Origin of the sequence: Nocardioides oceani (genome assembly GCF_030412965.1) — a bacterium.
GTDB classification, from domain to species: Bacteria; Actinomycetota; Actinomycetes; order Propionibacteriales; family Nocardioidaceae; genus Nocardioides; species Nocardioides oceani.
In genome coordinates this window covers 38,605-51,302 of record NZ_JAUHJQ010000013.1, presented here as the reverse complement: position 1 = coordinate 51,302, position 12,698 = coordinate 38,605, and the positions used below count along the sequence as shown (strand labels likewise).

Below are 12,698 nucleotides of genomic sequence, written 5' to 3'. Positions count from 1 at the left end.
GCTCAGGCCTTGCTGAGCGTGCGCAGCGCCGCGCGGAGCAGCGTGGCCACGTCGGGGGCGTCACCGGCATCGGTCGCGACGGCGTCGACGGCCTTCTCGGCGTCCTTGGCGGACCAGCCGAGGCCGACGAGCCCCTGGTGGACCTGGTCGCGCCACGGCTCGACGCTCGAGGCCACCGGCGCGACGCCGGAGCCCACCGGCGGGCCGATCCGGTCCTTGAGCTCCAGGATGATGCGCTGGGCCCCCTTCTGGCCGATGCCGGGCACGCGGGTCAGGGTCTTGACGTCGTCGGAGGAGATCGCGCGGCGTACGTCGTCGGGGCTGAGCACCGCCACCATCGCCTGGGCGACCTTCGGGCCGACCCCGGAGGCGGTCTGCACGAGCTCGAAGATGCTCTTCTCGTCCTCGTCGGCGAACCCGAAGAGGGTCAGCGAGTCCTCGCGCACGACCATGCTGGTCGCGAGCGTCGCACTGTGCCCCGAGCGCAGCCCGGCGAGCGTGCCGGGGGTGCACATCAGCTCGAGACCGACCCCGCCGACCTCGAGCACGGCGCTGGTGAGCGTGACCCCGGCGACCTGGCCGCGGACGAAGGCGATCAACGTCGGTTCCTCCCAGCCGCCGCGAGGGCGGCGTCGATGCGGGCCTGGGCGCCTCCGCGCCAGATGTGGGTGATGGCCAGGGCGAGCGCGTCGGCGGCGTCGGCCGGCTTCGGCATCGCGTCGAGCCGCAGGATGCGGGTGACCATCGCGCCGACCTGCGCCTTGTCCGCGCGGCCGTTGCCGGAGACCGCCGCCTTGACCTCGCTCGGGGTGTGCAGGGCGATCGGCAGGCCGCGCCGGGCCGCGCAGACCATTGCGATCCCGCTGGCCTGGGCCGTGCCCATGACGGTGCTGACGTCGGAGCGGGCGAAGACGCGCTCGACGGCGACCGCATCGGGGCGGTGCTCGTCGAGCCAGGCGTCCACGCCCTTCTCGATCGTGACCAGCCGCTCGGCGACCGGGCGGTCGGAGCTGGTGCGCAGGACCCCGACGTCGACGAGGCCGAGCGGTCGCCCGACCGAGCCCTCGACCACGCCCATGCCGCAGCGGGTCAGGCCGGGGTCGATCCCGAGGACGCGCATGTCAGCCTTCCGTCGAACGTCTGTTCGGGAGGAACGCTACGGCCCGCCCGCGGACGAGCGGGCCCCGACACGCCGGACGGGTCAGGCGTCCTCGAGCTCGGCGAGCACGTCGGCGGAGACGTCGACGTTGCTGAAGACCTCCTGCACGTCGTCGAGGTCCTCGACGGCGTCGATCAGCTTGAACACCTTGGCCGCGGCCGTCGCGTCGACGGGGATGTCCATGGTCGCGACGAACTGGACGTCGGCGGACTCGTAGTCGAGGCCGGCGGCCTGGAGGGCGGTGCGGACCGCGACGAGGTCGGTCGCCTCGGAGACGACCTGGAACTGCTCACCGAGGTCGGTGACCTCCTCGGCACCCGCGTCGAGGGTGGCCTCGAGGACGTCGTCCTCGGAGACCTCCTTGCCCTCCTGCTCCTTCGCGACGACGACCACGCCCTTGCGGTTGAACAGGCGCGAGACCGAGCCGGGGTCGGCCATGGTGCCGCCGTTGCGGGTCACCGCGGTCCGGACCTCCATCGCGGCGCGGTTCTTGTTGTCGGTCAGGCACTCGACGAGGATGCCGACGCCCTGCGCGCCGTACACCTCGTACATGATCGTCTGGTAGTCGGCGCCGCCGGTCTCCGCGCCGGAGCCGCGCTTGACGGCGCGGTCGATGTTGTCGTTGGGGACCGAGGACTTCTTGGCCTTCTGGATGGCGTCGTACAGCGTCGGGTTGCCCGCGGGGTCGCCGCCGCCCATGCGCGCCGCGACCTCGACGTTCTTGATCAGCTTGGCGAACATCTTGCCGCGCTTGGCGTCGATGGCGGCCTTCTTGTGCTTGGTGGTCGCCCACTTGGAGTGGCCAGACATGCGTCCCTCTTCCCGCGCCGGTCGTGTGCTGTGCAGTCCCCTGCACCGACCGTCGATCCTACCGGCCGCTCACCCGACCATCTCCACGAACATCCGGTGGACGCGGCCGTCGGTGTCGACCTCGGGGTGGAAGGAGGTCGCGAGCAGCGCGTCCTGGCGCACCGCGACGGGGTGGTCGGCGGCGACGGCCAGGACGTCGACCCCGGGCCCGACCTCCTCGACCCAGGGGGCGCGGATGAAGACCGCGTGCACCGGGTCGGCGAGGCCGTCGACGGCCAGCGCGGTCTCGAAGGAGTCGACCTGCCGGCCGAAGGCGTTGCGCCGCACGGTGACGTCGAGACCGCCCACCGTCTCCTGGCCGGCGGCGCCGTCGCGGACGCGGTCGGCGAGCAGGATCATCCCCGCGCACGTCCCGAACGCCGGCATCCCGCCGGCGATGCGCGCCCGCAGCGGCTCCAGCAGGCCGAAGGTGCGCAGCAGCCGGGCCATGGTCGTCGACTCACCGCCCGGGAGGACCAGCCCGTCGACCTGCTCGAGCTCCTCGGGCCGGCGGACGCGCGTCGTCGCGACCCCGAGGTCCTCGAGCGTCCGGACGTGCTCGCGCACGTCCCCCTGAAGCGCCAGGACGCCGATCGTGGTGGGCACGCGCGCAGCATAGGTGCGGTCCGGAGAGGTCCGGCCGGCCGGCGCCTCGGCGTGGGTGGACGGCGCGCTGGAGGCGGGCGCGGTCGGGCGTGCTCCGAGCGTGCTCCGGGCGTCGACGATCGTTCAATTGCGCGGTTGTGGCGCTTCTACCGGCGGGTAATGCGACATTCCCGTTCAATTGAACGGGAATGGTCGCGCTCGGCCCCGGCCCTCGGCGCCCCGTCAGCTGTCGGCGCGGCGCAGGGTGACGACCGTGACCTCGGGGACGGCGCCGGTGCGGACAGGCGGGCCGGAGGTCCCGACGCCGCGGGACGTCACGACCGTCACGCCCTCCACCTCGTCGACGCCCGCCAGGGTGGGCTGCTGCAGCGGCACCAGCCAGCCGAACGGCCAGATCTGGCCGCCGTGGGTGTGGCCGGAGAGCTGGAGGTCGACGCCCGCGCCCGCGACCAGCTGGCGCGGCTCGTGGGCGACGTACACGACGAAGTCCTCGGGCGAGGTGCCGGCGAGCGCCGCGGCGGGGTCGGGCTCCAGCTCGCCGGTGCCGATCTCGTCGTGGACGCCGGCGAGGACGAGCGGGTCTCCCCCGCGGGTGAGCGTGACCTGCTCGTTGCGCAGGACGTCGACGCCGAGCCGCTCGAGGCGGTCGAGGTACGCCGGGGCGTCGCCGCTCTCGATCTCGTGGTTGCCGGAGACCGCGACGACCCCGAGGGGCGCGTCGAGGCCGGCGAGCGGGTCGAGGTCCGGGCCGGTGTAGCGCTCCCGCCCGTCGACGAGGTCCCCGCCGAGGACGACGAGGTCGGGGTCCTGGGCGTTGACCAGGTCCACGACGCGACGCGTCCAGGCCTCACCGTGGACGACGCCGACGTGGAGGTCGGTCAGGAGCACGACGCGGGCGCCGTCCCAGCCCGGCGGGAGCGCCGCCGACCCCACGTCGTACGCCGTGGCGCGCGGCCGTTGGGCGACCACCGCGCCGACCGCCATCACGCCCACCGCGAGGACGACGACGGCGGGCGTGCCGACGGCGAGCAGCCGGGCCTGATCAGCAGGCCGCCCGAGCAGTCGGAGGGCGAGCGCGAGGAGCGCGAGCAGGAGGCAGCCGAGCGAGAGGTACCAGGCCAGCCCGAGCCAGGCGAGGCCGATCCACAGCACCGGCCGCAGGGGCGCGGGGTCGATCGTGCGGTAGGCGACGTTGGCCGCGCCGTAGAGCAGCAGCCCGCCGACGACCACGACCAGGGAGGTCCGGCGCGCCCAGCGCGGCGCGTCCGTGACGACGGCGAGGCGCCGGTGCAGCCAGCGCGCCCACCCCGCGACGAGCGCGAGGAGGAGCAGGAGGGCCAGGACGCCGAGGACCTGGCCCAGCCACGACCCCTCGACGTCGCTCAGGAGGTCACCAGCCGCGCTCGGCGAGGCGGTGCGGCTGCGGGATCTCCTCGACGTTGATGCCGACCATGGCCTCGCCCAGGCCGCGCGAGACCTTCGCGACCATGTCCGGGTCGTCGTGGAAGGTGGTGGCCTTGACGATCGCCTCGGCCCGCTGCGCGGGGTTGCCCGACTTGAAGATGCCCGAGCCGACGAAGACGCCCTCGGCGCCCAGCTGCATCATCATCGCGGCGTCCGCCGGGGTGGCGATGCCGCCGGCGGTGAACAGCACGACCGGCAGCTTCCCACTCTCCGCGACCTCCTTGACCAGGTCGTACGGCGCCTGGAGCTCCTTGGCCGCGACGTACAGCTCGTCGCCCTCGAGCGCCGCGAGCCGGCGGATCTCGCCGCGGATGGTGCGCATGTGGGTGACCGCGTTCGACACGTCGCCGGTGCCGGCCTCGCCCTTGGAGCGGATCATCGCCGCACCCTCGGTGATCCGGCGCAGCGCCTCGCCCAGGTTCGTCGCCCCGCACACGAACGGCACGGTGAAGGCCCACTTGTCGATGTGGTTGGCGTAGTCGGCCGGCGTGAGCACCTCGGACTCGTCGACGTAGTCGACGCCGAGCGACTGCAGCACCTGCGCCTCGGCGAAGTGGCCGATCCGGGCCTTGGCCATCACCGGGATCGAGACCGCCTCGATGATCGAGTCGATCATGTCCGGGTCGCTCATCCGCGAGACGCCACCCTGCGCACGGATGTCGGCCGGCACCCGCTCCAGCGCCATCACCGCGACCGCGCCGGCGTCCTCGGCGATCTTGGCCTGCTCGGCGGTGACGACGTCCATGATCACGCCGCCCTTGAGCATCTCGGCCATGCCGCGCTTGACGCGGGTGGTGCCGGTGCCCGAGGTGGTGGCGCTGGGGGTGCTCTCGCTCATGGCGGAGAGCGTAGGCGGCTTTACCCGGCGGACGGATTCGCGTCCGCGGCCGCCGCGAGCGCCTGCTGGCGCACGACCCAGACCCGCTGGACCACGGTGACCGTCGAGGCGATCGCCAGCGCCCACAGCGCGACGTGCATGAGGACCGGCAGGTCGAAGATCGCGCCCAGACCGGTCATCACCAGGATCGCCACGAGCCGGTCGGCGCGCTCGGCGATGCCGACCTTGGCGGTGTAGCCGAGGCTCTCCGCGCGCGAGCGGGCGTAGGAGGTCACGCTGCCCATCACCAGGCAGATCAAGGACAGGACGAGGTAGAGCCGGCTGTCGCCCTCCCAGGCGAAGTACAGCGCCAGCCCGGCGAAGATTGCCCCGTCGCCGATCCGGTCGAGGGTGGAGTCCAGGAACGCGCCGAAGGAGCTCGAGCGGCCCGTGGTGCGCGCCATGTAGCCGTCGACGAGGTCGCTGAACACGAAGGCCGTGATGACCAGCGTGCCGATGAGCAGCTCGCCCTGCGGGTAGAACACGAGCGCGCCGGCGCTCACCCCCAACGTCCCGACGAGGGTCACGACGTCGGCGCTGACGCCGAGCCTGATGAGCAGGTGGGCGACGGGGGCGACGACCTTCGTCCAGAAGGCACGGAAACGATCCAGCATGGCGGGAGCAGGCTAGCGGTCGAGCAGCCGCGAGCAGACTTCGCCGACCGCGGACGGCGGCCCGGCGACGTACCAGTCCTTGCCGGCGACCTCGACGTGGCGCGTCACTCCCCCGACGCCGCGGATGATCGCGGCGCCCGGCAGCTCGTCCCAGGGGGCGACGGAGTGCTGGAAGACCAGGCCGACCCGGCCGGTCGCGACCCCGACCTGGTCCATGCTCATCGAGCCCAGCCAGCGCAGCGCGGCCGCGCCACCGGCCGCGCGGCGCCAGGCCGCGCCGACCTCGCCCTCGAGGAACGGCGGGTGGAGGTACGTCGCGATGCTGATCTCCGCCAGGGGCCGGTCGGCCAGCGGGGCCAGCGGCCGGCCGTCGCACGTGCTCGGCAGCCCCGGCCCGCCGACGTACGTCGCCTCGGCCATGGGGTCGTGGACCGCACCGACCAGCAGGTCCGCGGTGTCTCGCAGGCCGACCGCGGAGCACCACCAGGGCAGGTCGTTGACGAAGTTGTAGGTGCCGTCGACGGGGTCGACGACCCACGAGCGGCCGGTCGTGCTGTCCGCGACGTGGCCGTGCTCCTCCCCCAGCACCGCGTCGCCGGGGCACTCGGCGCGCAGCCGGCCGGTGACCAGCTCCTCCGCGGCCCGGTCCGCGGCGGTGACCACGTCGGAGATCGAGGTCTTGAAGTCGAGCCGCAGGCCCTCGCCGCGCATCCGGCGGGCCAGCGTGCCGGCCTCGCGGACCAGGTCTGCCGCGAGCCGCGCGTCGTCGGCGAGCGCGGTCACGAGCGGTCCGTGGACGCGGGCCACGCCTCGGCGAAGAGGGTCCGCGTCTCGCCGAGCAGCTCCGGGAGGGTCTTGGTGCGCCCGATGATCGGCATGAAGTTTTGGTCGCCCGGCCAGCGCGGCACGACGTGCTGGTGCAGGTGGGCGGCGATGCCCGCGCCGGCGATGTGGCCCTGGTTCATGCCGATGTTGAAGCCGCCGGCACCGGAGACCCCGCGGACCACGCGCATGGCCTCGCGGGTGAGGTCGGCGATCTCGGCGGCCTCCTCGTCGGTGGTCTCGGTGTAGTCGGCGATGTGGCGGTAGGGGCAGACCATGAGGTGGCCCGGCGCGTAGGGGTAGAGGTTGAGCACGACGAACGACAGCGCACCGCGGTGCACCACCAGGCCCTCGTCGTCGGGCAGCGAGGGGATCCGGCAGAACGGGCACTCGCCGGAGGAGGCGTCGGCAGGCTTGTTCTCGCCGCGGATGTAGGCCATCCGGTGCGGGGTCCAGAGCCGGTCGAGCTCGTCGGCGCGACCGATGCCGTCCTGGTGCAGCACGTCCTCGTCGGTCCTCTCGGTCACGGTGCGGCCTCGGCGCGGCCCGACGCCGCGGCGGTGATCAGGTCCTCGACCCGCTGCTGGGGGTCCAGCTCGATGCCCAGGGCCCGTCCGTGGCCCTCGAGGATGTACCAGACCGAACCGGTGACCAGCTCGACCAGCTTGGGGGCGGCCGGCAGCCGTTCGGGGCGCGCCATCCAGCGGCGCACGGCCCCGAAGACCGCACCGACGAGGCCGAAGACCAACGGGTCGATGGCAGCGCGCTCGTCCTCGCTGACCTCCAGCCCGAGCATCTCGACGGCGGTGGTGATGACCTCGCAGACTTGCGCGGCGATCTGGGCCAGGCCCTGCTGGAGCGGGCCGGTGCCCTCGCCCTGCTCGGCGACCCGGTGCAGCGCGGGGTGGGCGACGGCCCAGCCGACGTACGTCGCCACGATCCGCTCGACGATCTCCGGGATCGTGCCGTCGAGCCCGATCTCGGGGAGCAGCTCGGCCCAGAGGCCGTCGAGGATCTCGGTCTGCACGGCGCGGTCGAGGTCGGAGCGGTCGGCGAAGTGCCGGTAGACCACGGTGCGGTTGAGGCCGGCGCGCTCGGCGATCTGCTGGACGTGGAACTCCGCGCCCGGCTCGCCGTCCTCGATGACGGCGATCGCCGCATCGAGGATCTGCTGGCGTCGCTGCTCGTTGTGCCGGTCCCAGCGCGCCTGGCGTCCGTCCGGACGCCCCTGCTCGCTGGACGACATGCTCAGCCCCGTTCTCCCTGACCCGCTGATCGGCGGAGGCCAGCCTAACCGGCGGCCTCGGGGCGTACGCTCACCGGACGGGGCCGCCCAGGCCCTCCACCAAGGGATGCCCCATGAGCGACAAGTCGCCGCGTCAAGGAATGTCGAAGAAGTCCGGCAAGTCGATCAAGGAGAAGCGGGGCGAGAAGCGCGCCAAGGCCGCCTCGGACACCGCGAGCTCCATGGACAAGCTCACCGAGAAGAAGCGCTGAGCCGCCGCCGGCCACGACGGCCGGCGGACCTGACCGTCTCGAGCATCTCGTCGGGGTCGGTCAGCTTGACCCGAGGGCGGCCCGCGGCCTCGCCGCGGCGCCGCTCCTCGCGGTCGATCGCCCGCCACCCGGCGAGGTCCACGACGTGTACGCCGCGTGCGTCGAGCAGGCGTCGCAGGTCACCGGCCCGCGTCGTGCGCTCCTCGAGGAGCCCGGAGTCGAGGTCGTCGAGCAGCGTCCCCACGGTCTCCTGGGCGCACGACTTGTTGGTGCCGAGGAAGCCGGTCGGCCCGCGCTTGACCCAGCCGGCGACGTACGTCCCCGGCTCGACGCGGCCCTGCTCGTTCGGCACGGTCCCGCTGACCGGGTCGTGCGGCAGGCCGTCGACCGGGACGCCGCGGTAGCCGACCGAGCGAAGCACCATCCCGGCCTCGAGCACCTCGGTCTCGTCGGTCGCCTTCGCGCGCGGCACCCCGGCGGCGTCGGGGACCAGCTCGTTGCGGACCAGCTCGACGCCCGCGACGCGGTCGGTGCCCAGCAGCCGCGTCGGCGAGGCGAGGAAGCGCAGCACGATCCGGCGGCGCGTCGGGTCGGGGGTGCGCCCCGCGAGCTCGCGCAGCACCCGGGTCCGCAGGTCGTCGCCGGCGAGCTCCTCCGGCGCGGCGCCTCCGAGGTCGACCACGACGTCGACGGCACCGGAGCGGGCGAGACCCGCGAGCCCGACGAGCTCCGGCGTGGTGAAGGACGCCTGCCCGGGCCCGCGGCGGCCGACGACCACGAGCTCGCGCACGGCGCTGTCGCGCAGCGCGACCAGGGCGTGGTCGGCGACGTCGGTGCGGGCCAGCTCGTCGGCGTCGGCGGTCAGCACGCGTGCCACGTCGAGGGCGACGTTGCCGTTGCCGATGACGACGACGCGCTCGTGCGCGAGGTCGACCACGAGGTCACGGTGGTCGGGGTGGCCGTTGTACCAACCGACCAGCGCCGTGGCCGACGCCGATCCGGCGAGGTCCTCCCCGGGCACGCCGAGGCGACGGTCGGCCGACGCGCCGACGGTCCACACGACGGCGTCGTACCGCTCGGCCAGCTCGGCACTGGTCACGTCCCGGCCGACCTCGACACCCAACAGGTAGCGGAAGCCCGGCTGCTCCTCGATCGCGCGGAACAGCCGCTCGGCCTCCTTGGTGTGCTGGTGGTCGGGGGCGACGCCGGCGCGGAGCAGGCCGTACGGCGTGGGCAGCCGGTCGAGGACGTCGACGGTGACCTCGGGGTGCGTGAGCAGCTCGTCCGCGGTGTACAGCCCGGCCGGCCCCGCGCCCACGACGGCCACCCGGACCGGGCGGGGCCGCTGCAGCCGCCGCTGCGGGGGCACGAGGGCGAGCGGCGCGCGGTCGGCGTGCGGGAACGCGTCGTAGTAGGCGGCGTTGAGCTCGCGAAAAGGCTCCTGCTCGGGCGTGAGCGCCGTGTCCGGCACGACCGCCCCGACGGGGCACGCCGTCGTGCACGCCCCGCAGCCCACGCACGAGCGCGGGTCGACGTACAGCATCTCGGCGGTGGCGAAGCCGGGCTCCCCCGGCGCGGGGTGGATGCAGTTGACCGGGCAGGCGACGACGCAGGAGGCGTCGGCGCAGCAGGACTGCGTGACGACGTACGGCACGGGTCAGGAGGCCGCGGAGGCGGGCTGGCTGCGGAAGCGCGAGCTGCGCCCGTCGATGCGCATCAGCCGCCACAGCAAGCGCGAGACCGGGTTCATCATCCCGGTGCGCTCGGCGAGCATGCGGACGTCGGCGAAGAGGTCGCGCAGGAACTTCCGCGACTCCGCCCGGCCCCACCACACGTCGCGGACGACCGAGCGCGGGATGCCCATGTCGCGGCGGGCCTTGCGGCCCGGGCGCAGGATCTGGTCGCAGAGCCACCGCATGATCAACGGCACGACCAGGCTCAGGATCGCGCGCTGGACGCGGCTCAGCCGGGGTGCACGGTGCTCGAGGTAGGTGTGCGCGAAGCCGATGTGGCGCGCCTCCTCGGCGACGTGGATCTGCATGATCCGGCGCAGGAGCGGGTGCATGTCGTCGCCGGCACGCAGGACCGCCTTCTGCACGTGGTCGATCGGCTCCTCGCCCGCGAGCACGCCGTAGAAGAACCCGAACGGCACCCACTTGGCGAAGAGCGGGAGGAACGGCGCCACCGCGCGGAACGTCCAGGTGCCGCCCGAGACGTCCTGCCCCGAGCGGTTGACGAACTCCTGGAACATCTGGGTGTGGTGGCACTCCTCGGTCGCCTCGTGGGTGGAGTACCGGAACTCGGGGCTGCCGTTGCGCAGGGCGAAGGCGTAGTTCATCAGGCCGCTGATGAGGACCTGCTCGAACTGCAGGCCGACCTTGGTGATGTTCGCCTGCCGGTAGAGCCCGATCTCGACCTGTCGCTCCAGCGGGAGGTTGCGGTACCACGGGTGGCCACCGAGGACGTCGCCGGCGGGCAGCACCCAGCGGCGGTCGGACGGGTCCACGGCGTACTCCGGATCGTCCCAGGCGATGTCGAGGAACGCGTCGAAGTGCTGGTGCACCGAGGCCTCCGACAGCGTGCGGAGGGTGTCGTCGTACGAGCTGGGGCGCTGGTCCGTCGCGGTCATGCCTGCGAGGTTAGTGCGACGCCGCGTCCGATGTAAATAGGTGTGTGCGACGCGTGTCGCGGGTACAGCGGCCGCGTCCTGCTCTCGGCGGTTGCCGGAGGCGCGCTGACGCACCGAGGCCCGCCCCCGGCGAGCGGGGACGGGCCTCGGTGAGTGCGACGGAGCACGCCGCGGCGACGGTCAGACCTGGGTGCGACCGGCGACGGCCTCACGGACGCGGGCGATGGCCTCCTCGACCGGCACGCCGTTGTCCTGGCGGCCGTCGCGGTAGCGGAACGACACCGCGCCGGCGGCGAGGTCGTCGTCGCCGGCGATCATCATGAACGGCACCTTCTGCAGCTGCGCGTTGCGGATCTTCTTCTGCATCCGGTCGGTCGAGTCGTCGACGTCGACCCGCAGCCCCTCGGTGCGCATCCGCTTGGCGACGTCCCACAGGTAGTCCTCGTGCCGCTCGGCGATCGGGATCGCCTGCACCTGGACCGGCGCGAGCCACGGGGGGAAGGCGCCGGCGTAGTGCTCGACGAGCACGCCGAGGAAGCGCTCGATCGAGCCGAACTTCGCCGAGTGGATCATCACCGGCTCGTGCTTGGCGCCGTCCGCGCCGTTGTACTCCAGGCCGAAGCGGTGCGGCTGGTTGAAGTCGTACTGGATCGTCGACATCTGCCAGGTCCGGCCGATCGCGTCGCGCGCCTGCACCGAGACCTTCGGGCCGTAGAACGCCGCGCCGCCCGGGTCGGGGACCAGCTCAAGACCCGACTCCTCGCAGACCTCGCGCAGCACGCGGGTCGCGGTCTCCCACTGGTCGTCGGAGCCGATGAACTTGTCGGGCTTGGAGTCGTCGCGCGTCGACATCTCCAGGTAGAAGTCGTCGAGGCCGAAGTCGCGCAGCAGGCCGAGCACGAAGTCGAGCAGGTGCTTGATCTCGCCGGGCGCCTGCTCGGGGGTGACGTAGGAGTGCGAGTCGTCCTGGGCGAACCCGCGGACCCGGGTCAGGCCGTGCACGACGCCGGACTTCTCGTAGCGGTAGACGTGGCCGAACTCGAAGAGCCGCAGCGGCAGCTCGCGGTAGGACCGCCCGCGGGAGGAGTAGATGAGGTTGTGCATCGGGCAGTTCATCGCCTTCAGCTGGTACTTCGCGCCCTCGAGCTCCATCGGCGGGAACATCGTGTCGGCGTAGTACGGCAGGTGCCCCGAGGTGTGGAACAGCCCGTCCTTGCTGATGTGCGGGGTGCCGACGTACTCGAAGCCCTCCTCGATGTGCCGGCGGCGGACGTAGTCCTCCATCTCCCGCTTGATCACGCCGCCCTTCGGGTGGAAGACCGGCAGGCCGGAGCCGAGCTCGTCGGGGAAGGAGAACAGGTCGAGGTCGCGCCCGAGCTTGCGGTGGTCGCGGCGCTCGGCCTCCTCCAGGCGGTGGAGGTACGCCTCGAGGTCCTCCTTCGAGGGCCAGGCGGTGCCGTAGACGCGCTGGAGCTGCTTGTTCTTCTCGTCGCCGCGCCAGTACGCCGCCGCGGTGCGCATCAGCTTGAACGCGGGGATCCGCTTGGTGGTCGGCAGGTGCGGCCCGCGGCACAGGTCGCTCCACGCGACGTCGCCGTTGCGGCGGATGTTGTCGTAGATCGTCAGCTCGCCCGCGCCGACCTCGACCGACGCGCCCTCGGCGGCGTCCTCGGACTTCCCGGAGCCCTTGAGCCCGATGAGCTCGATCTTGTACGGCTCGTCGGCCAGCTCGTTGATCGCGTCGGCGTCGGTGGTGACGCGGCGCGCGAACTTCTGGCCCTCCTTGATGATCTTGCGCATCCGGGACTCGATCTTGTCGAGGTCCTCGGGGACGAACGGCGTCTCGACGTCGAAGTCGTAGTAGAAGCCGTCGGTGACCGGCGGGCCGATGCCGAGCCTGGCGTCGGGGAACAGCTCCTGGACGGCCTGCGCCATGACGTGCGCGGTGGAGTGGCGCAGCACGTCGAGGCCGTCGGGGCTGTCGATCGCGACGCCCTCGACCTCGTCGCCGTCGGCGAGCTCGTGGGAGAGGTCGCGGAGGTCCCCGTTGACCCGGGCGGCGATGACCGCCGGGTCCTCGGCGAAGAGCTCCCAGGCCTTGGTGCCCGTCGTGGTCGTCCGGTCCTCGCGCGCATCGGCGTGGACGAGGACGACTCTCATGTCGGACACGATCTCTCCTGG

At 72.7% G+C, this 12,698-nt stretch carries 14 protein-coding genes; 1 reads left to right on the top strand and 13 read right to left on the bottom strand.

Annotated features, from left to right (window positions below):
* Positions 1-2: 2 nt before the first annotated feature.
* The 10 genes from ruvA to QWY28_RS20745 all read right to left on the bottom strand — a co-directional run bounded on the left by ruvA (position 3) and on the right by QWY28_RS20745 (position 7,637).
* Positions 3-599, bottom strand: coding sequence for a Holliday junction branch migration protein RuvA (ruvA, locus tag QWY28_RS20790; protein WP_300954710.1), 597 nt, complete (start codon positions 597-599; stop codon positions 3-5).
* The gene (gene ruvC / locus QWY28_RS20785) at positions 596-1,120 is read right to left on the bottom strand and encodes a crossover junction endodeoxyribonuclease RuvC (RefSeq protein ID WP_300954707.1); all 525 of its coding nucleotides are present in this window, start codon (positions 1,118-1,120) and stop codon (positions 596-598) included. Before ruvC ends, ruvA begins: the two co-directional genes overlap by 4 nt.
* An 81-nt stretch (positions 1,121-1,201) precedes the next feature.
* A complete protein-coding gene (locus QWY28_RS20780) occupies positions 1,202-1,969 on the bottom strand; it encodes a YebC/PmpR family DNA-binding transcriptional regulator (protein ID WP_300954706.1) in 768 nt (255 codons plus the stop codon).
* Positions 1,970-2,038: 69 nt separating this feature from the next.
* Positions 2,039-2,614, bottom strand: a complete 576-nt coding sequence (gene pdxT / locus QWY28_RS20775) for a pyridoxal 5'-phosphate synthase glutaminase subunit PdxT (RefSeq protein WP_300954705.1) — start codon at positions 2,612-2,614, stop codon at positions 2,039-2,041.
* 222 nt (positions 2,615-2,836) lie between these two features.
* Positions 2,837-3,844, bottom strand: coding sequence for a metallophosphoesterase (locus QWY28_RS20770; protein ID WP_300954703.1), 1,008 nt, complete (start codon positions 3,842-3,844; stop codon positions 2,837-2,839).
* A gap of 160 nt (positions 3,845-4,004) precedes the next feature.
* On the bottom strand, positions 4,005-4,916 hold the full coding sequence (gene pdxS / locus QWY28_RS20765) for a pyridoxal 5'-phosphate synthase lyase subunit PdxS (RefSeq protein WP_300954700.1): 912 nt from the start codon (positions 4,914-4,916) through the stop codon (positions 4,005-4,007).
* A gap of 20 nt (positions 4,917-4,936) precedes the next feature.
* Positions 4,937-5,569 (bottom strand): phosphatidylinositol phosphate synthase, encoded by a 633-nt coding sequence (gene pgsA, locus QWY28_RS20760; protein WP_300954699.1) that lies wholly within the window; start codon positions 5,567-5,569, stop codon positions 4,937-4,939.
* A gap of 12 nt (positions 5,570-5,581) precedes the next feature.
* Positions 5,582-6,352, bottom strand: coding sequence for an inositol monophosphatase family protein (locus QWY28_RS20755; protein ID WP_300954698.1), 771 nt, complete (start codon positions 6,350-6,352; stop codon positions 5,582-5,584).
* Positions 6,349-6,918 carry an HIT family protein gene (locus tag QWY28_RS20750; RefSeq protein WP_300954697.1) on the bottom strand — a complete coding sequence of 190 codons (570 nt, stop codon included), beginning with the start codon at positions 6,916-6,918 and terminating at the stop codon, positions 6,349-6,351. Before QWY28_RS20750 ends, QWY28_RS20755 begins: the two co-directional genes overlap by 4 nt.
* Positions 6,915-7,637, bottom strand: coding sequence for a TetR/AcrR family transcriptional regulator (locus tag QWY28_RS20745; protein ID WP_300954695.1), 723 nt, complete (start codon positions 7,635-7,637; stop codon positions 6,915-6,917). Before QWY28_RS20745 ends, QWY28_RS20750 begins: the two co-directional genes overlap by 4 nt.
* 113 nt (positions 7,638-7,750) lie before the next feature.
* On the opposite strand from QWY28_RS20745, the gene QWY28_RS20740 reads away from it, so the two are divergent.
* Positions 7,751-7,888, top strand: coding sequence for a hypothetical protein (locus QWY28_RS20740; RefSeq protein ID WP_300954693.1), 138 nt, complete (start codon positions 7,751-7,753; stop codon positions 7,886-7,888).
* On the opposite strand, the gene QWY28_RS20735 is transcribed toward QWY28_RS20740, so the two are convergent.
* The 3 genes from QWY28_RS20735 to thrS all read right to left on the bottom strand — a co-directional run bounded on the left by QWY28_RS20735 (position 7,869) and on the right by thrS (position 12,677).
* On the bottom strand, positions 7,869-9,542 hold the full coding sequence (locus tag QWY28_RS20735; protein WP_300954691.1) for an FAD-dependent oxidoreductase: 1,674 nt from the start codon (positions 9,540-9,542) through the stop codon (positions 7,869-7,871). The two genes, QWY28_RS20740 and QWY28_RS20735, sit on opposite strands and share 20 nt — an antisense overlap.
* Before the next feature lie 3 nt (positions 9,543-9,545).
* Positions 9,546-10,517 carry an AurF N-oxygenase family protein gene (locus tag QWY28_RS20730; RefSeq protein WP_300954689.1) on the bottom strand — a complete coding sequence of 324 codons (972 nt, stop codon included), beginning with the start codon at positions 10,515-10,517 and terminating at the stop codon, positions 9,546-9,548.
* Positions 10,518-10,697: 180 nt separating this feature from the next.
* Positions 10,698-12,677, bottom strand: a complete 1,980-nt coding sequence (gene thrS / locus QWY28_RS20725; RefSeq protein ID WP_439117272.1) for a threonine--tRNA ligase — start codon at positions 12,675-12,677, stop codon at positions 10,698-10,700.
* Between the last annotated feature and the right edge of the window lie 21 nt (positions 12,678-12,698).